Origin of the sequence: Butyrivibrio sp. LB2008 (assembly GCF_000621565.1) — a bacterium.
In the GTDB taxonomy this organism is placed as follows: domain Bacteria; phylum Bacillota; class Clostridia; order Lachnospirales; family Lachnospiraceae; genus Butyrivibrio.
Map to the genome: position 1 here is coordinate 73,189 of NZ_JHXZ01000018.1, position 23,254 is coordinate 96,442.

The following is a 23,254-nucleotide window of genomic DNA, read 5'->3' on the forward strand; positions in this document are numbered from 1 at the left end:
TTTATGCGTGTAAATATAATTTATGAAGTAAATAATAGAGAGTTTAATAATTGTGTGTTATTGCAAAGAGAATTGAATAGGCGAGGATATGATGCGCGAATATATAATAAAACTGAGGACATGCTCTTAGGAGATAATTCGAATAGTATAACAGTAATTCCAAATTCATATAGAAATGAAGATTTGAATCATTATCAATATTGTTTTAATACAAATGGAGGAATTATTATAATTTATTCATGTGAGCAAGTTACCAATCATGTTTTACCAGCTTTTTTTGATTATTCAGACGGAAATCGAGTTAAGAGATTGCCACATTTATGTTGGGGAAGTGATTATAAAGATTTTATTAGTGAGTTAGGGTTCAATAATAAGTATAATTCTATTGTTGGAGCTATACAGCTTGACTTTTATAGAAGTAATTTTAAATCATTATATAGGTCACGTGAAGAACTTGCTAAAATGTTTGAATTACCAAATGATAAAAAATGGATTTTATTTGTGTCGGATTTTGTTTTTAATTCAGAAAATATTGTTGAGCAGATAATTAAAAGCGGGGATCAGTCAGAGGAAATAATAAAAAATAAACATATATTTGGAAAAAAATCATGTGAAAAAATAATGGAATGGTTCGATGAATTATTTAGAGAGAACGATGAGTATATTATTATTTATAGGAAACATCCTATTGAACAAATAACGAAAAACGTAATTGATTTTTGGAGTAGCCATAAAGATAAATTTTTTATGATTTCTGATTTGAATATTCGTGAATGGATAATTAATTGTGATAAAGTTGCAAGTTGGTATAGTACGACAGTTATAGACTGTATTGCGGCAGAAAAGGATATGCTTTTATTACGACCCTATGAAATGGGCGAAACTAGTGGATTTAAAGATTATGAGATCTATAATGGATATTGTAAAATTGATAGTTTTAAGAAAATGTATGAAATGCTAAATCAAAAGTGCAGTTATCCAGAGGATACGAAGAGAATAATAGATAAGTTATACTCGATAGATGGAAAACCAACATATATTCGGATGGTTGATGCTATAGATATGATAGTTGGAGATATAGAGAATAAAGCGGAAAAACAAAGGCTATTTTTTTTCAAAAGATGGTTCTATTTATTAAAAAATATGATTCCATTTAAAAATTTAGTAAAAAAGATATTTGAACGAGCATATTTGTTATGCGGAACAAACTATACTTATCAAGGGGAATCTCGCAAGGCAATAAATGAATGGATAGCTACGGCAAATAATAAAAAAAATTATCCTATGCTTGCGAAAAAAATTGATTCATGCTTGGAGAGCACAATAGATGGATGATTTTAGAAGATTTTTGACAAATGAAGAGTTGTCTATATCCGAAGCGATGCAGCATATTAATGAGAATGCATTGGGAATATTGTTTTTAACAGATTCTAATTGTAAGCTCAAGGGATGCATTACAGATGGAGATATAAGGCGTTTCTTGTTGGCGGGAGGGAAAATGTCAGATGCAGCATATAATGCAGCTGAACATAATCCTCGTTATGCAAAGAGCATTGAAGAGGCAAAAGTGCTCTATCATAAAAAAAATTATATTGTTATTCCGGTGCTTGATAATGAAGGAATTGTCACTAATTTGTATTGCGGTGATTTATCATTACAGAATAGGATAAGAAAAAATCTAGATATTCCTGTTGTTATAAATGCAGGTGGAAAAGGTACAAGATTGGATCCGTTTACCAGAGTGTTACCTAAGCCCCTTATACCTGTGGGGGATTTGCCTATTATTGAGCTGATAATGCAAGAATATTATTCATATAATTGTAATGAGTTTCACATTATAGTGAATTACAAGAAAGAGCTTATGAAGGCTTATTTTTCTGATAATGAGGCTAATTATAATATTACTTGGTATGATGAAGAGAAACCTCTTGGTACAGGAGGAGGATTAAGTCTATTAAGAGGAAAGTTGGATAGCACATTCTTTTTTGCAAATTGTGATGCGTTACTTACTGCTAATTATGAGAGTATGTTGAAATTTCATAGAGAAAATGGAAATGTTATCACAATGATATGTGCTTATAAAAACATCAATATACCGTATGGTGTTGTTGAAATTGGAGAAAATGGTGTTATTACTGATATGAAGGAGAAACCGTTAATGTCGTTTTTGACTAATACAGGAATTTATATTGTTGAGCCTGAGGTGATTGATGATATAGATGATGACGAAGCTATTGGTTTTCCTGATATTATAGAGAGAGAAAGACAAAAAGGAAAAAAAGTTGCAGTATTTCCAGTTAGTGAAAATGATTGGATGGATATGGGACAGTTGCCTGAACTTGAAAAGATGAGAAAGAAATTGTTTGGAGAGTAATCGGACGTGTGTTTTTGGGGGAGAATAAATGAATCTTGTGATTGTTGGTAATGGTGGCTTTGGTCGAGAAGTCGAATGGCTTGTAGAACGCATAAATAGAGAAAATAGTACATGGAATTTCTTGGGATTTATAAGTAATGACATTGATAATCCTAAAGTTATAGGGGATGACAATTATGTAATAAACTGTGAGCAAGAATTGTATGTGGCAATAGCGATAGGTGCAACAGGGCTTAGGGAAAAACTTTATAATTGTTATAAAAAAAATCCCAATATAAAATTTGCTAATCTAATAGATCCCAGTGTAATTTGTTCTGATAGAGTTAAAATTGGTGAAGGGAATATAATATGTGCTGGAACAATCATTACTGTTGATGTTTCAATTGGAAATTGCAATATTATAAATCTAGATTGTACAGTTGGTCACGATGCTGTCATAGAAGATTTTGTCACATTAAACCCAAGCGTAAATGTATCAGGTAATTCAATTATTGAATCTGGTTGTAATATTGGTACTGGAACACAGATAATTCAAGGAAAATCCGTAGGAAGAGATACTATTGTTGGTGCTGGAGCTGTTGTGAATTGTGATTTGCCTGCTAATTGTACAGCAGTGGGTGTTCCGGCAAAAAAAATAAAGTAAATATGTTTTAAGGTTGTTTAAAAGGAAGAAATAATTCATGAATAGAAGAACTCTTATTATTGCGGAAGCAGGAGTAAATCATAATGGAAGTCTTGAGATGGCAAAAAAACTGGTAGATACTGCAAAACAATGTGGAGCTGATATTGTTAAGTTTCAAACTGCTAAATTAGATTCATTAGTGTCAAAGTCTGCGCAGATGGCTGATTATCAGAAAAAAAATACTGGTACAGAAGAAAGCCAGAAGAATATGCTTAGTAAATTGCTTCTTAGCTATGAAGATTTTATTGAAATTGCAAGATATTGTTGTGAAGTAGGGATTCTTTTTTTATCGACTCCATTCGATATTGATAGTATACATTTTTTGAATGATATGCAGAATATATGGAAAATACCGTCTGGAGAAATTACAAATTATCCATATTTAGTTGAGATAGCTAAAACTGGGAAAAAAGTAATTCTTTCAACAGGGATGGCAGAAATGCAAGAAATAGAATCTGCGATAAATGTTCTTAGAGATAATGGAACTAAGGATATTACAATATTACATTGTACTACAGAATACCCCGCTCCTATTGAAGATGTCAATCTTAATGCTATGAAGACTATAGAGAAACAGTTTGGATATGAAGTGGGGTACTCTGATCATACGAAAGGGATAGAGATTAGTTTGGCGGCAGTAGCATTAGGGGCTACAGTAATAGAAAAACATTTTACTTTGGATCGTAACTTGCCAGGACCAGATCATAAAGCAAGTATTGAGCCTGCTGAGTTAAAGGCGATGATTGATGGTATAAGAAAAATAGAGTTGGCATTAGGAAGTCCAAAAAAGAAGATATCTGAGGCGGAATTAAAAAATAGAGATGTTGCAAGAAAAAGTATTGTTGCTAAAAGGAAAATTAAAGTGGGGGAATTATTTACAGAAGATAACATAACTACTAAGCGTCCAGGTACAGGTATTACCCCAATGAAATGGTGCGAAATTATTGGAACAAAGGCTAATAGAGATTTTGAAGAGGATGAGTTAATAGAGATATGAGAAAAATTGCAGTTGTAACTGCCACAAGAGCTGAATATGGATTGTTGAGTTCAGTTATAAAAGAATTACGAAAATATGAGAATGATGAATTAAAGATTGATTTAATTGTCACAGGTACTCATCTTAGTTGTGATTATGGTTATACTGTGGATGATATAGAGAAAGATGGAGTTAGGATTGATTATAAAATTTCTGTTTTGATTAAATCTGCTTCTGAAGAAGATATATCAATTAATCAAGCGGATGTGTTGGTTAAGTTTACATCAGTATTTGCAACTGAACATTATAATGCAGTTATTCTTCTTGGTGATAGATATGAAACGCTTGCAATTGCCATAGCTGCAGGGAATACATTAACACCTATTTTTCATTTATGCGGAGGAGATACCACTGAGGGTGCTATAGATGAATGGATAAGGCACTCTATTACCAAGATGAGCTATCTGCATTTTGTTACAAATGATGATAGTAGAAGACGAGTAATCCAACTTGGCGAGGAGCCAGGACGTGTGTACAATTATGGCTCTACAAGTATTGATAATATATTAAATGTTGCAGATATGAGCAAGCAGGAAGCACTTGAAAGCGTTGGACTGCCTGATTGTAAGTATGCTCTTTGTACGTATCATCCTGTAACATTGGATAACGGAAATGTTGATGAGCAGATAAATTCTTTTCTGGGAGCAATTAAGAGCTTTCCGGATGTGGAGTTTATTGTGACTAAGTCTAACGCTGATCACGGAGGAGCAAGAATAAATGAATTGCTTGATGAAGCGGAGAAATGTATGGATAACTTACATGTATATACTTCATTGGGAATTCGAAGATATCTGTCTTTAATGAAATATGCGGAGTTTGTATTAGGTAATTCTTCGAGTGGAATTATAGAAACTCCAGTATTTAAGGTTCCGACGGTTAATATAGGTGATAGACAGCGTGGCAGATTACAATCTGAAAGTATAATTAATTGCGGAATTGAAACCGCTGATATAGTAGTTGCGATGAATGAAGCTATGAGCACTGAACATAAGGCGTTATGTAAAAATGTTGTAAGTCGGTACGGAGATGGGAATTCAGCTAGAAAAATTGCAAATAAAGTAGTTGAAACAGTAATGGGTGGGGGAATTGATTTAAAAAAGAAATTTTATGATATGAAATGTTAGTTTTATTGAGTGCTGTAAACGTCAATGAAAAAGTTTACACTGGTCAACTTTTATAATAGCGTTTACAGAGTGCTACATTTATTAGTTAACACTAATTCATAACACTAATTTATTTTATGAGTTTTTGAAATCATTTAATGAATGTGGTAATATTGGAAAAGTGTTGGGGACGTTTGGGAGACTGATATAAGTATTTCTCAATTGTATAGGTATAATTTTGAAAAATTATATGGTGTGACTATTCTACATAAGTAATGTGGTAAATATTTGATGCATTAAATATATTCAATATAGTGGCTAATTACGAGTTTTGAATTTTATTGGTCATAGATGATGACAGTTCTATAGTTCTATTTGCTTTAAGGGACACTCGCCCTTGAAGATAATTATCTTACCTTACATAGGTGTTTCAGTTTTTTATGTAAAAATATAGTGTATTAATTTTAAGAATTATTTTCATATTTAATTATTACAAAAGTATATAGAAAGGGATGAGTTTCAAGTTTAGAAGGAGATTCATCATACAAGAACTATATGTGTAATATAAATAAGATAATGCAAAGCATAAAGAATATAGGTATTACTAATTATCTATGTGGCAAAAACAGATACAAGGGTATTCTTCAGATAATCATATTATGTGCATGTTTGATGACATGTATAATACATCATTTGTCTATTTTTGTAGGACTTACGTTCTTTATATTTCAGTTTCTGTGTGTGTTTGCGCAAGGAAAGTTGTTCTTATCTGGAATGAAAATACATTTTCCAAATGAACTTGCTGGTACTGCGTTTTGTTACGGTGTAGGTCTTATTTTTCTTATTCCAGAATATTATTTTTTTGAGTTTTTACATATTGGAAAATGTGCTTTTGTTGCGTGGGTGCTAGTTGGCTTGGGGTTACTGAATTATTATAAAAAAAAGATTATGGTAGACAAGCAAACATATTATAAACAAGATACGGATGATAGTTTGCTAATTCAAGAAGACGATGCAAGTTGGGGATGGAAGATATGTTTATTTTTTTTGTTCCTTATATATGTTGTTGATTTCTTTGCTGTATCAATGGTGACTACGATTCCTAATGAGAATGGAGCGAACGGTTATTATGTAGATTGGTTATTTTGGATAGGAAATGCTATTTCCTTTCAAAAAGGATTGCCAGTTCAAGTTTTTAGAGTGGTGGGGGAAAATTTTCGATATCATTATTTTTCAAGTATAGTTATTGCTCAAATAAGTCGTATGACTGGAATAGATGTATTGATTGTTGGATTTTATCTGTCATATATTATTGTTTCAATAATATTGGTATTTGGTACGTTTATTTTGCTGTCAAGATTCACTAATAGAAAAGTTCTTCTTGCTGGTGCAATAGTTTTGATATTTTTTACGGGTGATCGGGGAGGAGTTACTACTGATTGGCATTATTTCTTTTGCCCATTTGGATATGATTATGGAATGGCTATGGGAATATTGACTATTTACTTCCTTTTTTTTATGCATTCTCATGATATGAAAAACAGAGATATATTTTTTTCATCTTTTTTATTGGCGGCCACTACTGGATTTAAGGCTCCGATTGCGGTCGTGGTTTTATTAGGCATGGGCATAGAAGGTCTTTGGCTTCTTTATCAAAAAAGGATAAAAAAAGCGCTACTTGCTGGAAGTGTTTGGCTGGGAGCGTTTGTTTGTGTATATTATGTATTTATTATGAGTCATAAAAGAAATATTGCTCGAACATATTATGGGATTAGGCAGGCTTTTGCGGAGAATTCTTATGGTATTGATATATATATGAAAATTTCGCAAATACTTCCATTTCCTAGTCGATTAGTTAAAATTTTTGCATTTTTTATTAGCGTTATTACTATAAATAGGGCGATTATGATTTGTTATATAATTGCATCTCTGATATATGTGTTTAATAAAAAAATACTTAAATATGAATTAGTAGTACTTTTTTTTATGGCTAATTCAGGTATTTATATGACATTATCTATCCTGATGAGTGGAAGTAGTCAGATGTATTTTGCTATGGCAGCATTGCCATATGCAGTGTGCTTCTCTTTGCCAGCAATAGAGTATTTCATTTATTCAAAGGAGTGCAGGGGGAAAATTTTTGCGATAACAGCGATTATTTATACGGTAGCATTTGGCGTAGGTTATTGGGAGAGGAGTTTTCAAAAGATGGCGTGGCAAGGAATTAATACAATTCAGGGAAATTTGACTTATGAAAATTACGAAAATGAATTTGTGAATTCGAGTAGGTATTATATCACAAGCGGTCAGATGGAGGGGTACCAGTGGATTAAAGAAAATACTGAGGAAGATTGTTTGATAGCTTCGAATTTTGGAAGGGGAAATATGGCAATGGGGGTATTTACTGAACGCTTTTTGTGGAATGATGGGACATATGGTGATTATTGGATAGATGAAGTGGAACGAAGAAATGATATTGTTGGTATGCTAAATAATTCGGAAAGTTTTCATGAGGGCATAAATGCATTGAAAAAGGAAGGAATAGCTTATTACATAGAAGATGCGCAGTCTCAGGAAAATTCATTAGCAGATTCAGTATTGAAGAAAATCTATTCAAATAATGATATGGCGGTATACAGAATTGAGTGAAAAAAAAATAATTCCTTTTAATAAGCCGGTTGTTATCGGTACAGAAAGAAAATATATTGATCAGGTATTGGAAAAACAAAAGCTATGTGGAGATGGAGCTTTTACTAAAAAGTGCAATGAGTGGCTAGAGAAAAATATACATTGTGGGAAGGGGCTTCTAACTACATCATGCACTCATGCAACAGAGATGGCAGTTCTTCTTTCAAATATTAGTGAAGGGGATGAAGTTATAATGCCATCGTATACTTTTGTATCTACTGCTGATGCGGTAGTTCTTAGAGGCGCAGTACCTGTCTTTGTGGATATTCGTCCTGATACTATGAATATAGATGAGAAATTGATAGAAGAAGCTATCACGGATAAGACTAAAGCAATTATACCAGTTCATTATGCAGGGGTGTCTTGTGAAATGGATAGGATAATAGAAATTGCCGATAGATATAATCTATCAGTTATTGAGGATGCTGCACAGGCTATAGGTAGTTTATATAAGGGGAAATATTGTGGTACCTTAGGAAATTATGGCTGCTTATCATTTCATGAAACTAAGAATATTAACATGGGTGAAGGTGGAGCATTACTAATTCGAGATAGTGATAACTTTGAGCGAGCAGAGATTATTAGGGAAAAAGGAACAAACAGAAGTAAGTTTTATAGAGGAGAAATTGATAAATACACGTGGGTTGATGCCGGATCATCATATTTGCCGAGTGAATTAAATGCAGCGTTTCTTTTCGGGCAGTTGGAACGGTATGAGGAAATACAGATTAGCAGGATGAATGCATGGAACAATTATTATGGACTGCTAAAAGTATTGGAAGATAAAGGGGATATAGAACTTCCTTTTATACCTAGAGAATGTGTTCATAATGCACATATGTTCTATATTAAAGTAAAAGATATTGAGCAGAGAACGAAACTTGTGAATTACTTAAAACAATATGATATAAATGCAGTGTTTCATTATATCCCACTTCATTCAGCACCTGCGGGGGTAAAATACGGAAGATTTAATGGAGAAGATAAATATACAACCAAAGAAAGCGAGCGTTTATTAAGACTTCCGCTATATTATGGGATTTGTTGTGATGATGTGGAGAGAGTTGCTGAAAAGATAAAGGAATATTTTAAAATTTAGCAATTGCAAAAAATAAGTATAAAGAGGAATAAGATGAAAACAGTAATGATTCTTGGGGCAGCTGCTGGTCAGATCCCATTTATAAAAATATGTAAAGAAAAAGGACATCGTGTTATTGCAGTGAGTCCAGAAGGAGATTATCCTGGATTTGATATCGCTGATGATGTTGTATATGCAGATACATCTGATAAGGAAACTATTTTAAAGTATGCTATGGAGTTTAAAATCGATGCTATATTGACAGATCAGACGGATGTTGCTGTTCCTTCAGTTGCATATGTATCTGAAAAAATGGGATTAAGGAGTATTGGATATCATAAGGCGATGATTTTTTCTGATAAATATTCTATGAGAGTTGAAGCTGAGCGATGTGGAATACATGTTCCTGTTTTTTATAAGGCAAATTCGGAAGATGAAGCAATTGGTATTATTGAATCAATGGAATTACCTGTTGTAGTTAAACCAACGAGAAATAGCGGAAGTAGGGGCGTGCGCAAAATATCAACGAAAACAGAGATAGTTGAAGCTGTGAGAGATGCGTTTAACGAATCTCGAATTAGTGAAATTATAATTGAAAAATACATCAATGGAAAAGAGTATTTGGTTGATGGATTTGCGCTGGAGGGCAAGTATATTAATACTGATGTAGGAGAGAAATTATATTTTGATTTGAAAGGAAAGTATGTATCCAAAATGTGCATGTTTTCTTCTGCCAAAAGTGAATTAGATGATATTGAAAGAAAAGTTCTTGAAACAAACAGAAACTTGGTGGAAAGAATTGGCCTTCCATTTGGAATAACACATGCAGAGTATATATATTCTTATGATGATAATGAGGTTTATCTAGTTGAAATAGCGGCACGGGGAGGCGGAGTATTTCTTTCTTCGGACCTTACTCCGAAGGCAAGTGGAATTAATACAAATGAATATCTTATAGATTATGTAGTTGATGGAAAAAGCATTGATGTTAGCAAACTTGAATTTAAAAAAGGTGTTGCTGCATGGCGATGCTTTACTTTTGTTCCAGGGCGAATCAATTCAATAGATGGTCAAAAGGAGACAAGTGAAATTCCGGGGGTATTTAAAGTTTGTCTGGAAGATTTATATATTGGAAAAAGAATTGTGGAGATAAAGGACGATAAAGGTAAATATGGTCCAATACTTATTGAAGGTGACTCTAAAGAGGACTGTAAAAAAACAATGAGTGAAGTTGAAAGAACATTGAAAATTACAACTGAGCAAAATGGTATAGTTTCTGAAATGGTATGGTAAAGCGATATGAATATTGTTAAGGGCGGGAAAACTTTCTATGGATATGAAGTGGGGATAATTATGTTGGATACCAAGTTTCCACGTATTCAGGGAGATATAGGAAATGCACTATCGTTTGGTTATCCAGTGTTGTTTGAAAAGGTGGTTGATTGGAAACCAAGCAAGGTGGTTCTTGATTTAAGTAAAAAAGACATAGAACCATTTATTGATGCTGCAAAGCGATTGGAAAGAGCTGGGTGCAAAATCATATCTACATCATGTGGGTTTTTGTCTTTATTTCAAAAGGAGATTGCTGATAGTGTTGATGTTTCTGTTTTTACATCAGCATTAATAATGGCACCTATGATAAAGCAAACTATTTCGTCAGATAAAAAAGTTTGCATATTGACAGCAAACAAAAAGACGTTGTCGAATGAACATTTGTTTTCTGTAGGGATAAATCGTAATGATTATATTATATATGGTTTAGAGGAGGAGAAGACATTTACTAATTTTACAGTGCAAAACTGGGATGAGGTTGATGTAGATGAATGCAGAAATGATTTATTAAAGGTTACAAGACGTGCGATTTCGGATAATAATATTGGCGCTATTTTACTTGAATGTACAAATATGCCACCTTTTGCTAATGATATAAAAAGAATAAGTGGTTTGCCTGTATACGATATAATATCACTTTTGGGATTTGCTAAAAACGCGCTATAGAATAACGGCTATTTGGAGGAAATAATATCATGAGGATTGGAGTTTGTGGGACCGGTAAAGCAGGAAAAGAAATGATTATGAATGTTATAAAGCATAATAATCATGAATTGGCTATGGTTATTAATCGGGCAACAAGCAATGATATAGGAAAAGACGTTGGCGATTTGATAGATGGAAAATACATGAATATGGATGTTATTTCTATTGAAGAAGCAGTTAGCAAAGTGGAAGAAAAAAAGGTAGATGTAATTGTTGATTTTTCTGGTAAAGAGACATCTGTTAAATTATTAGAACTAATGACAGGAAAAAAAATAAATTTTGTTATATGTACTACGAATTTTAATAATGATCAGTGGTCGGATTTTATGAAAAATGTAAAATATATAGATGGATCTGTTGTATATGCGTCTACATTAACTGTAGGAATAAATCTTTTGATAAGTTATGCTGCAAGGTTATCAAAGGTTTTACCTGATTTTGATTTTGAGATTATTGAAAGACACAAGGCTGGAAAACCAAGACCAACTACTACAGCAAAAAAAATTTCTGAAGCAATTAATAGGGGGCAAGTTCATATATCTTCAGTACGTTTGGGGGGATATGTTGGTGTACATGAGTTGACGGCTGCCAATGAAGTAGAGAGGATAACAGTTATTCATGAATCTTTTTCTCGTGAGGCTTTCGCACATGGTGCATTAATTGCAGCAGAGTTTGGATATGGAAAGAGAGGCTATTATGAAATGAAAGATGTTATAGCTGAAATGGAAAGAAAGGCTTTGGGCGAATGATGAATGATTTAATCTCTTTTGTAATACCGTGTTATAGATCTGAGAAGACAATAAGTGAAGTGATTGCGGAAATTGTTGAATTAAGTAATGCTAATCAATATGATTATGAAATTATATTGGTAAATGATAGTTCTCCAGATAACGTATGGGAAGTGATTCGTAATATTTGTTGCGAAAACCATCATGTCAGAGCTATTAAATTTTCTAAAAACTTTGGACAGGCAGCAGCTGTTATGGCTGGTTACAGAGAGTGTAATGGAGGGCTGATAGTGACGATGGATGATGATGGTCAAAGTCCTGTAGATAGACTACCTGAAATGATAGCCATGATGAATACAAATGACTTTGATGTTGTATACGGAACATGTGAAGAGGCCAAATTTTCATTTTCTAGGAGAATTGGTTCTAAGATTAATGCATGGATGGCTTACACAGCATATGGAAGACCTATGGATAAAAGAATAGTAAGTATAAATGTCATGCGAAGATATGTTGTGGAAGAAATTGTGAGATACAATCAGCCATATGCATATCTTTCTGGATTAGTATACAGAAGTACAAGGAATATAGGTTATTGTAAAGTTGAGCATAGATCCAGAGCTAGCGGAACTTCCGGATATAAATTATCTAGTTTATTAAAAATATGGGTAAATGGTTTTACTGCATTTTCAATTAAACCGTTACAGCTGGCAACATATATAGGATTTATGGTTGCTGCCGGAGGCTTTGTTTTGGGTATAATTACCATTATTAGAAAAATCATTAATCATCATATAACAACAGGGTGGAGTTCAACCATAAGTATTCTATTGTTTTTGGGGGGGATAATTCTTCTTGTGCTTGGAATAATCGGAGAATATATAGGAAGGATATATATGTGTATAAACTTGTCTCCACAATATGTAATAAGTGAAAAGGTGAATAATAAGTGATATGAGAAGTATTAGTAATATACTAGATAACATTCAAATAAAAGATATAGAGCGTTATTGTTATTTTTGGGGAATATCTTCTTTTAACTGGGAAATAGAAGTGACAAAAGAAGTTAAGGCTCTCAAAAAAAAAATAGACAAAGCATCATTATATGGATATTTCCATGGATATACAATGACAATTACAGATGAAACTGTAGATGAGTTAAAAATTCCTTTTTTGCAGATTATATATGACATGCATGCTTTTTCGTGCATGGAAGATGACATATGGGAGTTAGTTTCCTTAGAGAACTTTAAATCATTTGTAGTATCTAGGGTTGCTATTATGGAAGAGCAAGGATGGTATGTAACAAGTGATAAGGAAATAATATATCCACAAGTCAAAACCATTTTTACAAAAAAAGAGAAGAGCGTGGAAAAATGGGACAAGATTTTTTATATTAGATTTTGTCCTTCTTTTTCCCGTGTATATGAGCGATATGATGCGGAGCTTTATTGGATAAACCCTATGAATTTCCAAGAACTTGTTAGGGTTTATTTAATGAATGTTATTGTTAAATATTATAAGACTATTCTGGGGAAATATGATGTATCAGTGTTGGCTGTAAATTGGGTTTGGGCATTAAATAATTGTTTATACCCAATCAAAAATATTACTACAAGGATGATTAGTGATAGGGATAAATATCTTGTAGGAAACTTAGAGGGAAGACTTTCAGAAGAGGTACCTTTTTTAAGCGATATATACAAAGAATATGATGAAAAAAAGATAAAGCAACTATTTGATATACCGGAAAAAATAATGCCAAGTAGAGGAATGTTAAGGCATGTTGATAGAAATGGGCAATACATTAACGTTATAGCCGGAAGAAGAACAACTACTGATATACCGTCTGATTATAACAACACAATATATATGTTTGGAGGATGTGTATTCTTTGGATATGCGGAAGAAGATAAGAATACAATACCAAGTAATCTTCAAAGGATAATCAACGAGAAAAATGCAAAATATCGTGTGGTTAATCTTGCGGCGTGGGGAGGAAATATAGATGAAGAGCATATGTGGCTTAGAACATTGCGATATAAACCGGGAGATATTGTTCTGATAAGTTATGCGGGAATAATTCCTCTTGGTGATGATTATGAAAAATCGGATATAAGTTATGAATTTGCAATTAATGATAATAGAATCAGATATTTTAATACGTTAGTGCATTGTAATCGATATGGATACGAAGCTGTTGCACGCACTATTTATAGCAAGATTGAATCGTTAATGAGAAAAAACTATATAGCATGTGGTTATATTGATGCTTTCAAAAATAGTGGGATTGATTATGAATTGGTTTGTGAATTCAATGAATATTATAAGAGTGTTGAAAACCAAGTGCCTAAGAATATAGAAAAGTTTGCTGCTATCGTTATGAATTGTAATCCCTTTACTAATGGACACAGATATTTGATAGAAGAAGCCGCCAAAACTGAGGAGTGGTTATTAGTGTTTGTTGTAGAAGAGGATAAGTCAGAATACAAATTTGAAGATAGAATAAAACTGGTTAAAGAAGGTGTTAGTGATTTATCGAATGTATCAGTAATCAGAAGTGGGAAAATGATGATAAGCGGGAAAACATTTCCAGAGTATTTTACTAAGAAAGAGAATAACACAATAGAAATCGATCCTTCTTCAGATGTGTATTTGTTTGCAAGATTAATTGCACCAATGTTTCATATATACAGAAGGTATGTTGGAGAAGAACCGAAAGATTTAGTTACTCAAAAATATAATATGGTTATGAAAGAAATTTTGCCAACATATGGAATTGAATTAATAGAAATTCAAAGGAAAAAAATAGATGATGAAACAATAAGTGCATCAGATGTCAGAAGATATGTGTCAGAAGGTGAATGGGAAAAAGTACGACAAATTGTACCTATAACAACATATGATTATTTAAAAAAACATAAATAATATTATTAGAGTATGCATGATCAAATTATTATAAATATATGAGGTAGTAATATGAAATGAAAAATAAGAAAAAAAGCTACATATGGAATACGATATCTGGAATGTTGAATGCGTCGCAATCAGCAATTACTTTGATTTTTATATCACATAATTATGGGGTATATGAGGCAGGGATGTTTTCAATTGCATATGCGATTGGATTGTTATGTATGACATTCGCTAAATATGGGCAACGAAATTATCAGGTGACAGATGTTTCAGAGAGATTTTCTTTTTATGAGTATAAAGCATCAAGAGTAATAGTTATTTGCATAACTGTAACTATGATGTTTATGTTTATACTAATACAAGTATTTTGTGAAAGATATATGGTTAGAAAGGCAATAATTATATTGCTGTTTGTTGTATGGAAAATGATAGATGTTGTTGAAGATTTATATTATGGAATGTATCAACAACTAGATTGCATGGATATAGGAGCTAAACGATATTCACAGCGTTTATTATTTTCAACAGTTGCATTTTGTGCTCTTTCATTTCTTAGAATTTCATTTGTAGAGCTTTTGGCGATTGTTATAATTATATCAATTGTTGCAGCTACATATTTAATAAGAATTGACTATAAGAAGATTGCAGAAAAGTTTAAATGCAGAAGTCTTGCAATATGTAATGTAAAAAGTTTGGTTGTTGACTGTTTACCACTTTGTATCGGGACGACGCTTGGGGTTTTTGTGGGAAACCTTCCCAAGTATCTCATTGATAGGTATTTAGATGAGTCCAATCAAGCTTTTTTTGGTTATGTTATGATGCCATCGTTTGTTGTCATGCTTTTGAGTAATTTTATTTTTCAGCCATTAATAAAGGATATGGGTGTAGCATACAATAATGATGATTATAAATATATAAATAAGGTGATACGTTACCAGCTATTACTAATTTTTGCAATGACAAGTATTGTTATATTGATGAGTTTTTTTGTTGGAATACCAGTATTGGATATTCTTTATAACGTTAAGCTGGCAACATATAAAAAGGAAATGATTATTTTGCTTTTTGGAGGAGCATGTTATGCCATTGCACAGTTTATTATGATTCCTATTACTATAATTCGTAGACAAAAGGATATTGCAGCAATATATGTTGTGATAGTAATTGTATCATTATTGTTAGGACATATATTGGTACGTTATAAAGGTATGCTTGGAGCTAGCATATTATATTTGATTATTAATTTTATATTGGCTGGGGGATTATTTGTGGATTACTATGTGCAATATAAAAAACTCATTTTTTGTAGGGAGAGAATTGGTGATGAATAAGGCTGAAGCTAATACAATAAAGGGCATAGCTATAATACTAATGTATGTGCATCATTTGTTTTATTTAGTAGATAGAGTTAACAAATATAATATATCTCCGTTATTTTTTTCGCAAAACTGCATGCTTAAGATAGGGGCATATGGTAAAGTTTGTGTTGCAATCTTTTCATTTATTTCTGGATACGGTTTAACTAAAGTGTTTTATGGAAACAGTAATTGTGATGCACGATGTATAATTAAACGTGTTTTGCGATTACAATTATCAACTATGTTATGTTTGATTAGTGGAGTGGCAGTTGCTTCTGCTTTAGGAAAACATACTTATTCAGAAGTATATATGGGAAGTGGAATAGTTAGAAGCGTGTTATATTTTATCTGTGACGCTGCAGGCCTTGCATTTTTGTATGGGACACCATTATATAATGGTGCATGGTGGTATTTAACCATTGCTATATGGATTATTGTAATCATACCAATAGTTTGTAGCATCATTGAAAAAATAGGTAATAAGTTTATTATATGTTTTATTTTTTTATATTTAGCAGTAAAACTGCATTGCGTATATGATGGTTTTTGGCTTAATTTGTATATTTATGGAATTTTTTTTCCTATAGTAGGGGTAGTGCTTGCTACACATGATGAAGTTATGGTATTTGCTAAAAGAAAAAAGAGATTATTTTTTATTATTAGTGTAATATGTATTTTTATTGGATATATAGGTTTTGATTATATATCACCTAATGTAGAATTTATATTACTATTATCTGTTATAGGGATTACTTTTATTGGAATATCATTGTGTGAGTTAAATATAATAGCTAAAGGTTTAGGTATATTAGGTAAATATTCTAAATATATGTTTCTTTGCCATTCTTTCTTTTTATCTTATTTTTTTCAAGAGCATATTTATAGTTTTAGATATCCGATTATAATTTTGGCAATTCTGATAGCTGAGACATTAGTTGTTAGCATATTTCTATCAGTTTTTGAGGTTAAAATATTATATTTTTTAAAAAAAATAATTAATTTGATGAGGGATAGAGTATTATTATGAGTTTGAAGTTTTTAGATAAAAAAATCTTGATTATTGGTTATGGCTCAATGGGGAGAAGACATTCGTATAATTTATTGGAGTTTCTTGGAGATAGTGTTCGAATAGATATATTGAGAAGGAAAAGCAGTGTGGCTGAATCCGATAATGGTTCTGATATGAGGATTAGATTTTTATATTCAGATAATCAGTTGGAAGAATCTTATGATGCTGTTTTTGTAACTAATCCAACTTCATTGCATTATGAAACTCTAAATAAATACTTGTATTTGAGTAATTCTTTTTTTATAGAGAAGCCGGTGTTCGTTACGGGGGAAGAGGATATTGTTTCTTTGGTTAATGAGAACAAGCTGTTTTATGTTGCATGCCCTTTACGATATTCCAATGTTATACAATGGCTTAAGAGGAATATTGACTTTTCTGTGGTTCATTCGATGAGAGTGATGTCATCAAGTTACCTTCCGGATTGGAGACCGGGAACAGATTATAGGAATACGTATTCTGCACATAAGGAAATGGGGGGAGGAGTTTCTATTGATCTGATTCATGAATGGGACTACATTAGTTATCTGGCAGGCTTCCCGAAGGCTGTAAAAAGCATTATTGAGAGAAAATCAAATCTGGAAATTGATTCTGATGATATTGCGGTGTACGTTGCAGAGTATGAAAATATGCTTGTAGAAGTACATCTTGACTATTTTGGAAGAAAAGCGATCAGGAGAGTAGAATTATTTGCTGAAGATGATACAATTGTAGCAGACTTGATTAATCAGAAGATTGAGTGGTTGTGCTCCGGAAAAGTTGTTGATCTTTCTGAAGAAAGGAATTCATATCAGAAAAAAGAACTTGAACATTTCATTGATATTATTGAAGGAAACAGCAGTAATGACAATGGAATTGAGGAAGCATGCAAAGTATTAAGAATTACTCGAGGTGTATTATGAGAATTTTGTTTACGATATGTGGAAGAGCAGGATCTAAGGGATTCAAGAATAAGAATTTAAAAGAGATGAATGGCGTCCCGCTTGTTTATTACACATTATCTGTTATCCGACTTTACAAGCAAGCTCACCCTGCGGATGACATTGTGGTGGCACTCAATACGGATAGTTTGCCGCTTGTTGATATTGTAAGAAAGCAGACTGTTATAAGTGACGTTGTATATGTGGAACGTAAATCTGAACTGGCAGGAGATAAAGTTGCCAAGGTTGATGTTATAAGAGATACATTCAGAGCTACGGGAAGCAATTATGATGTAATAGTTGATTTGGATATAACATCTCCGCTTAGAAGGTTGGAAGATGTTGAGAATATAATTGCTACATATCAAGAAAATGCAGACTATGATTTGGTTACGAGTGTAGTTCCTGCAAGACGCAGTCCGTATTTTAATATGGTTGAAGAAAAAAGCGGCTTCTATAAGAAGATATGCGAATCAGCTTATACGACCAGGCAGGAAGCACCGAATTCATATGAACTTAATGCCAGTATTTATGCGTACAGACCGCAGTTCCTTGATACAGACATTTCAGATACCATCTTGGATCATAAATGCGGCATTTCGGTTATGCAGGATTATCTGGTGTTGGATATTGATTCGGAAGAAGATTTTTGTATGATGGAGATTCTTCATAGATATTATATTGAGCATGATGAAGAATTGAAAAAAGTATATGATATGGCAAAAAGTTTTTGAAAGATGAAATGGGGCTTTTGATGAGTGATATTAGTTCAATATTGGTAGTGGGATATGGTTCAATGGGGAGGCGCAGGATAAGACTTGTTAAAGAGTTGATTCCTGATGCAAAGATCATTTGTGTGGACAGTAACGCCGATAGACAGGTTCAGGCTAAAGAAGCCGGATTTATAGTTGCGTCTACCATTGACGAAGGAATAAGTTATTCTCCTGATATAGCTTTTGTATGTACTTCTCCGGGAAGGCATGCTGATATAATAATAGAGCTTCTAAATGGTGGTATTCATGTGTTTACGGAGCTTAATCTTACGTCTGATAAATATGATGAGATCAAGGCTACGGCAGACAAAAACAATAAAGTTGTTTTTGTATCCAGCACTCTCATATATAAGCGGCAGATGGAAGTGTTCAGAGAAATTGTTTCTTCACAAAACAAACCTGTCACCTACATGTATCACGTAGGGCAGTATCTTCCTGATTGGCATCCGTGGGAAAGTTATAAAGATTTCTTTATAGGAAGAAAAGAAACAAATGGTGTCAGAGAGATAATGGCTATACAGTTGCCGTGGATCATACGCACATTTGGAAATGTTGCGGACGTTAAAGTTTTGCATCAAAGATGTACCGGACTGGATATTAATTTCCCTGATAGTGTAATATTAAGTATTGAGCATGAAAATGGAAATATCGGTTCGTTTCTGGTTGATGTCACCTCAAGAACGGCTGTGACCAAACTTGAGATAATCGGCGAAGATGTTCATTTGACATGGAACGGACATAATGATGATTTGTTAAAGCTTAATCTTGAGACAAAGGAATTTGAACAAATTAAGGTTTATGAGACGGAAGAGCATATTGAAGGATATTCGGATAATATTGCGGAGGAGCCATATCGGGATGAGATCAGAGAATTCTTGAAGGCTATTGAAGGTGAGGATATACGTTATGGTCTTTCGGATGACAGATATGTCCTTGAAATAATTGACAATATAGAAAGAAATTATGGTAAGAGATATGAGTATGACATTTAATTTAGAATCATTTATAGGGGAATATGTAACAAAGCGCAATGCTTCTATGTTTAAACCTGATATAGAGGTCAATCAAAAAACTCTTTCTGCTGCGATAAGTGGGAAGTCGGTTTTGGTCATTGGTGGAGCAGGTAGTATCGGTTCATCATTTATCCGTGCTATTTTGCCGTTTAAGCCGGCAGAACTTGTTGTTGTAGATACAAATGAGAATGCTTTGACAGAGCTTACAAGGTCGCTTCGTTCAAGCGCAGTTCTCAGTTCTGTTGTGCCGGATATATATTTGCCATATCCTATGGATTACAGTTCGGTTACTTTCAGAAGGATGTTTAACCATCATAAGAGAAGTAACGGCTTACGAGGTTTTGATATTGTAGCTAATTTCAGTGCGCACAAGCATGTCAGATCAGAGAAGGACATTTATAGTGTGGAGGCGCTTCTTAGGAATAATGTAATAAGTGCAAAAGGTCTTCTTGATCTTCTGGAGCAGAATCCTCCCGAGGTTTATTTCTGTGTAAGTACCGATAAAGCTGCAAATCCTGTAAACATTATGGGAGCAAGTAAGCGAATTATGGAGGATCTGATTTTTAGTTATTCTGATGTGTTCCCTGTTAAGACGGCGCGTTTTGCCAATGTGGCATTCTCTAACGGTTCGCTTCCTGCAGGATTCCTTGATAGAATCAATCAGAGACAGCCCTTATCTGCTCCTTCGGATGTAAAGAGATATTTTGTCAGTCCTCAGGAATCGGGGCAGATTTGTATGTTGTCTGCAATGCTTGGCGGCAACCGCAATATTTTCTTCCCTAAGCTTGATGAAGCTCAGATGACGACATTTGATAAGATTGCAGAGAACTTACTGACATCAATGGGATATGAAATTGATTATTGTTCGTCAGATGAAGAGGCAATAGACAAGGCTGATAAGTGGACTGAAGGATTGCCGTATCCGGTGCACTTCAGCGCGTCTGATACAAGCGGAGAGAAGGCTTTTGAAGAATTCTTTGTTGAAGGCGAAGCTGTTGATATGGAGAGATTCTCGTCTTTGGGCGTGATTACGGACAAGCAGATTCCGGATAGAGATAAAGTTATAAAGCTGATCAATACACTTGATGATGCTTTTGAGTCAGAAAGTTGTACCAAGGCTGATATTGTTAAAATTATCGGACAGTATCTGCCAAATTTTGAACATATAGAGACAGGTAAGAGTCTTGATGGTAAAATGTGATTTTGCAAAGATATATAAGTAAGAAGGATAGGAAGAGAAATGATTTCGTTGGCAATACCGAATTTAAACGGAAATGAAAAAAAGTATCTTGATAACTGCATTGATACAACATTTGTATCATCAGTTGGAGAGTATGTTAATGAATTTGAGAAGATGGTGGCAGAATCAACAGGCAGTATAGGAGCGGTTGCAACAAGTTCCGGAACAACAGGACTTCATTCTGCTTTGACATCGGTTGGTGTAAAGCATGGAGAGTTGGTTATTATCCCAACTTTTACATTTATAGCATCGGCTAATGCGATTCGCCATTGCGGAGCTGATCCATGGTTGATGGATATTAGTGAAGAGGATTGGTGTCTTAATCCTGTATTGGTTCGAAGTGAAATAGAAAAGCATTGTGAGAAACGTGCTGATGGAATTTTGTACCATAAAGAAAACGGTAAACGAGTTGCGGCACTGATGCCGGTGTATACTTTGGGAAATGTTCCTGATATGGAAGCATTCAGAAAGATTGCCGATGATTATGGTATTCCGCTTGTTGTTGATGCTGCTTGTGCGATCGGGGCAACATATGATGGAAAGAAGTTCGGTTCATTGGCGGATTTGAGTGTTCTGTCTTTTAATGGAAATAAAACCATTACATGCGGTGGTGGCGGTGCTGTTGTTGGTTGTGATCAGGATAGGCTTGATCATGTAAGACATATTACTACGACAGCTCGCGTGTGGCCTGATTATGATTTTGACGAGGTTGGATTTAACTACCGTATGACAAATGTTCAGGCTGCTATCGGTGTGGCACAGATGGAGAGATTGGACAGTTTCATTGATGCTAAGCGCAGAGCTCGTGCATATTATGAGGAGAAATTAGAAAGCTGGGCTCAGGATAAGGGTATAACATTCTTCCCGACGACAGACGGATCATCATGTTGGTTTTCAGGTATCGTTTTACCTGAAGGAGCACATCTTGAAGACGCCAAGAGAGTATGTGCTAAATTAAAAGAATCAGAAATTGAGGCGCGTTCATTCTGGAAACCGGTACATCTCCAGAAACCATACGCTGATTGCCCTAAGAGCGATGTTTCTATAGCGGAGAGTTTGTGGCAGAGAATAATAACATTGCCTTGCAGTACTAATATTACAGAGGCTGAGTTGAAAAAGGTAACTGATAGCGTGATTGAAATATTGAATTGAGAGTTATTTAGGAGAAGTAATAATGTCAAGTATAAAGGAGTCATTTAAAGATAAAACATTAGTCATCACCGGAGGAACAGGATCATTTGGCTCAACTGTTCTGAAGCATTTTTTGACCTCAGATATTGCGGAGATCAGGATTATATCTCGTGACGAGAAGAAACAGGATATGATGAGACATATTCTTCAGGCCAGGTATCCTGAACAGTTTTCTAAGGTTCAATTCTATATCGGAGATGTAAGAAATATAGATTCTGTACGTGATGTAATGTATGGTGCCAATTATGTTTTCCATGCCGCTGCACTTAAGGAAGTTCCTTCATGTGAATTCTTCCCTATGGAAGCTGTTAAGACCAATATTATCGGAACAGATAACGTTATAACGGCAGCTGTTGAGAATAAGGTGGAAAGAGTTGTATTCCTTAGCACTGACAAAGCTGCTTATCCAATCAATTCAATGGGAATGTCTAAAGCACTAGGTGAGAAAGTTGTTGCGGCAAGAGCACAGAAGGCTTTCGAGAGAGGCGGTACAGTTCTTTCTTGCACAAGATACGGTAACGTTATGTGCAGTAGAGGATCGGTTATTCCTCTTTTCATAGATCAGATCAAAGCAGGACGTCCTATTACAATTACAGATCCGGAGATGACAAGATTCCTCATGAATCTTGATGAGGCAGTTAATCTTGTTGCTTTTGCATTTGAGCATGCTGAACCCGGAGATCTGTTCATTCAGAAGGCTGATGCAAGTACAATTGGAGACCTTGCTAAGGGTGTCATGAAGGTGTTTGGAGAAACCGAATGCAAGGTTATCGGTACAAGACACGGTGAGAAGTTGTTTGAAACTCTTATGACAAGAGAAGAGAGACTTCGTGCTACTGATATGGGAGACTATTTCAGAATCGCTCCTGACGGAAGAAGTCTTAATTATGATCAGTTCTATGTGGAAGGTCAGGTTATGACTCAGGGCGATGAGGCATATACAAGTCATAATACAAACAGGCTTGACGTGGATGGTGTCGTAGCTAAGATTATGGGCACCGATTATGTTAAGGAAGAACTTGAAGGAAGACCACACGCTGTGGAGGCATAA

The 23,254-nt window shown here is 34.1% G+C and carries 20 protein-coding genes; all 20 read left to right on the forward strand.

The features are described from left to right. The first annotated feature begins 3 nt into the window (after positions 1-3). Positions 4-1,335, forward strand: a complete 1,332-nt coding sequence (locus T356_RS0107040) for a hypothetical protein (RefSeq protein WP_026513895.1) — start codon at positions 4-6, stop codon at positions 1,333-1,335. After that, complete coding sequence (locus T356_RS0107045) at positions 1,328-2,374, forward strand: sugar phosphate nucleotidyltransferase (protein ID WP_035780638.1); 1,047 nt, start codon at positions 1,328-1,330, stop codon at positions 2,372-2,374. Before T356_RS0107040 ends, T356_RS0107045 begins: the two co-directional genes overlap by 8 nt. 28 nt (positions 2,375-2,402) lie before the next feature. Next, positions 2,403-3,017, forward strand: coding sequence for an acetyltransferase (locus T356_RS0107050; protein WP_026513897.1), 615 nt, complete (start codon positions 2,403-2,405; stop codon positions 3,015-3,017). Between the two features lie 37 nt (positions 3,018-3,054). Further along, positions 3,055-4,053 carry an N-acetylneuraminate synthase gene (neuB, locus tag T356_RS0107055; RefSeq protein ID WP_026513898.1) on the forward strand — a complete coding sequence of 333 codons (999 nt, stop codon included), beginning with the start codon at positions 3,055-3,057 and terminating at the stop codon, positions 4,051-4,053. Continuing rightward, positions 4,050-5,216: a UDP-N-acetylglucosamine 2-epimerase gene (gene neuC, locus T356_RS0107060; protein WP_026513899.1), complete on the forward strand. Its 1,167-nt coding sequence runs from the start codon at positions 4,050-4,052 to the stop codon at positions 5,214-5,216. The genes neuB and neuC overlap by 4 nt, the downstream gene beginning before the upstream one ends. A gap of 651 nt (positions 5,217-5,867) precedes the next feature. Further along, complete coding sequence (locus T356_RS0107065; RefSeq protein WP_155838986.1) at positions 5,868-7,844, forward strand: hypothetical protein; 1,977 nt, start codon at positions 5,868-5,870, stop codon at positions 7,842-7,844. Positions 7,845-7,851: 7 nt separating this feature from the next. Next, positions 7,852-8,982, forward strand: a complete 1,131-nt coding sequence (gene rffA / locus T356_RS0107070; RefSeq protein WP_026513901.1) for a dTDP-4-amino-4,6-dideoxygalactose transaminase — start codon at positions 7,852-7,854, stop codon at positions 8,980-8,982. A 33-nt stretch (positions 8,983-9,015) separates the two neighbouring features. Then, positions 9,016-10,254, forward strand: a complete 1,239-nt coding sequence (locus T356_RS0107075) for an ATP-grasp domain-containing protein (RefSeq protein WP_026513902.1) — start codon at positions 9,016-9,018, stop codon at positions 10,252-10,254. Positions 10,255-10,260: 6 nt separating this feature from the next. Beyond that, a complete protein-coding gene (locus T356_RS0107080) occupies positions 10,261-10,959 on the forward strand; it encodes an aspartate/glutamate racemase family protein (RefSeq protein WP_026513903.1) in 699 nt (232 codons plus the stop codon). 29 nt (positions 10,960-10,988) lie between these two features. Continuing rightward, on the forward strand, positions 10,989-11,747 hold the full coding sequence (locus T356_RS20250) for a 4-hydroxy-tetrahydrodipicolinate reductase (RefSeq protein WP_026513904.1): 759 nt from the start codon (positions 10,989-10,991) through the stop codon (positions 11,745-11,747). Further along, positions 11,744-12,679 carry a glycosyltransferase family 2 protein gene (locus T356_RS0107090; RefSeq protein WP_026513905.1) on the forward strand — a complete coding sequence of 312 codons (936 nt, stop codon included), beginning with the start codon at positions 11,744-11,746 and terminating at the stop codon, positions 12,677-12,679. Before T356_RS20250 ends, T356_RS0107090 begins: the two co-directional genes overlap by 4 nt. Before the next feature lie 100 nt (positions 12,680-12,779). After that, positions 12,780-14,654 carry an adenylyltransferase/cytidyltransferase family protein gene (locus tag T356_RS20255; protein WP_197020889.1) on the forward strand — a complete coding sequence of 625 codons (1,875 nt, stop codon included), beginning with the start codon at positions 12,780-12,782 and terminating at the stop codon, positions 14,652-14,654. Between the two features lie 56 nt (positions 14,655-14,710). Further along, the gene (locus T356_RS0107100; protein WP_026513906.1) at positions 14,711-15,973 is read left to right on the forward strand and encodes a lipopolysaccharide biosynthesis protein; all 1,263 of its coding nucleotides are present in this window, start codon (positions 14,711-14,713) and stop codon (positions 15,971-15,973) included. Then, a complete protein-coding gene (locus tag T356_RS0107105; RefSeq protein WP_026513907.1) occupies positions 15,966-17,027 on the forward strand; it encodes an acyltransferase family protein in 1,062 nt (353 codons plus the stop codon). The genes T356_RS0107100 and T356_RS0107105 overlap by 8 nt, the downstream gene beginning before the upstream one ends. Continuing rightward, positions 17,024-17,968 (forward strand): Gfo/Idh/MocA family protein, encoded by a 945-nt coding sequence (locus T356_RS0107110; RefSeq protein WP_035780640.1) that lies wholly within the window; start codon positions 17,024-17,026, stop codon positions 17,966-17,968. Before T356_RS0107105 ends, T356_RS0107110 begins: the two co-directional genes overlap by 4 nt. Then, positions 17,965-18,720 (forward strand): acylneuraminate cytidylyltransferase family protein, encoded by a 756-nt coding sequence (locus T356_RS0107115; RefSeq protein WP_026513909.1) that lies wholly within the window; start codon positions 17,965-17,967, stop codon positions 18,718-18,720. Before T356_RS0107110 ends, T356_RS0107115 begins: the two co-directional genes overlap by 4 nt. Positions 18,721-18,740: 20 nt before the next feature. After that, positions 18,741-19,751 (forward strand): Gfo/Idh/MocA family protein, encoded by a 1,011-nt coding sequence (locus T356_RS0107120; protein ID WP_035780642.1) that lies wholly within the window; start codon positions 18,741-18,743, stop codon positions 19,749-19,751. Beyond that, positions 19,741-20,973, forward strand: coding sequence for a polysaccharide biosynthesis protein (locus T356_RS0107125; protein ID WP_026513911.1), 1,233 nt, complete (start codon positions 19,741-19,743; stop codon positions 20,971-20,973). Before T356_RS0107120 ends, T356_RS0107125 begins: the two co-directional genes overlap by 11 nt. A gap of 39 nt (positions 20,974-21,012) precedes the next feature. Next, a complete protein-coding gene (locus T356_RS0107130; protein WP_026513912.1) occupies positions 21,013-22,164 on the forward strand; it encodes an aminotransferase class I/II-fold pyridoxal phosphate-dependent enzyme in 1,152 nt (383 codons plus the stop codon). Between the two features lie 22 nt (positions 22,165-22,186). Beyond that, entirely contained in the window at positions 22,187-23,254 is a 1,068-nt protein-coding gene (locus T356_RS0107135) for a polysaccharide biosynthesis protein (protein ID WP_026513913.1), read from the forward strand.

Bases quoted from the DNA above. Each gene is read 5' to 3' on its own strand.
- T356_RS0107040 (WP_026513895.1), top strand. From the start codon at position 4: ATGCGTGTAAATATAATTTATGAAGTAAATAATAGAGAGTTTAATAAT.
- T356_RS0107045 (WP_035780638.1), top strand. From the start codon at position 1,328: ATGGATGATTTTAGAAGATTTTTGACAAATGAAGAGTTGTCTATATCC.
- T356_RS0107050 (WP_026513897.1), top strand. From the start codon at position 2,403: ATGAATCTTGTGATTGTTGGTAATGGTGGCTTTGGTCGAGAAGTCGAA.
- neuB (WP_026513898.1), top strand. From the start codon at position 3,055: ATGAATAGAAGAACTCTTATTATTGCGGAAGCAGGAGTAAATCATAAT.
- neuC (WP_026513899.1), top strand. From the start codon at position 4,050: ATGAGAAAAATTGCAGTTGTAACTGCCACAAGAGCTGAATATGGATTG.
- T356_RS0107065 (WP_155838986.1), top strand. From the start codon at position 5,868: ATGACATGTATAATACATCATTTGTCTATTTTTGTAGGACTTACGTTC.
- T356_RS0107075 (WP_026513902.1), top strand. From the start codon at position 9,016: ATGAAAACAGTAATGATTCTTGGGGCAGCTGCTGGTCAGATCCCATTT.
- T356_RS0107080 (WP_026513903.1), top strand. From the start codon at position 10,261: ATGAATATTGTTAAGGGCGGGAAAACTTTCTATGGATATGAAGTGGGG.
- T356_RS20250 (WP_026513904.1), top strand. From the start codon at position 10,989: ATGAGGATTGGAGTTTGTGGGACCGGTAAAGCAGGAAAAGAAATGATT.
- T356_RS0107090 (WP_026513905.1), top strand. From the start codon at position 11,744: ATGATGAATGATTTAATCTCTTTTGTAATACCGTGTTATAGATCTGAG.
- T356_RS0107100 (WP_026513906.1), top strand. From the start codon at position 14,711: ATGAAAAATAAGAAAAAAAGCTACATATGGAATACGATATCTGGAATG.
- T356_RS0107105 (WP_026513907.1), top strand. From the start codon at position 15,966: ATGAATAAGGCTGAAGCTAATACAATAAAGGGCATAGCTATAATACTA.
- T356_RS0107110 (WP_035780640.1), top strand. From the start codon at position 17,024: ATGAGTTTGAAGTTTTTAGATAAAAAAATCTTGATTATTGGTTATGGC.
- T356_RS0107115 (WP_026513909.1), top strand. From the start codon at position 17,965: ATGAGAATTTTGTTTACGATATGTGGAAGAGCAGGATCTAAGGGATTC.
- T356_RS0107120 (WP_035780642.1), top strand. From the start codon at position 18,741: ATGAGTGATATTAGTTCAATATTGGTAGTGGGATATGGTTCAATGGGG.
- T356_RS0107125 (WP_026513911.1), top strand. From the start codon at position 19,741: ATGACATTTAATTTAGAATCATTTATAGGGGAATATGTAACAAAGCGC.
- T356_RS0107130 (WP_026513912.1), top strand. From the start codon at position 21,013: ATGATTTCGTTGGCAATACCGAATTTAAACGGAAATGAAAAAAAGTAT.
- T356_RS0107135 (WP_026513913.1), top strand. From the start codon at position 22,187: ATGTCAAGTATAAAGGAGTCATTTAAAGATAAAACATTAGTCATCACC.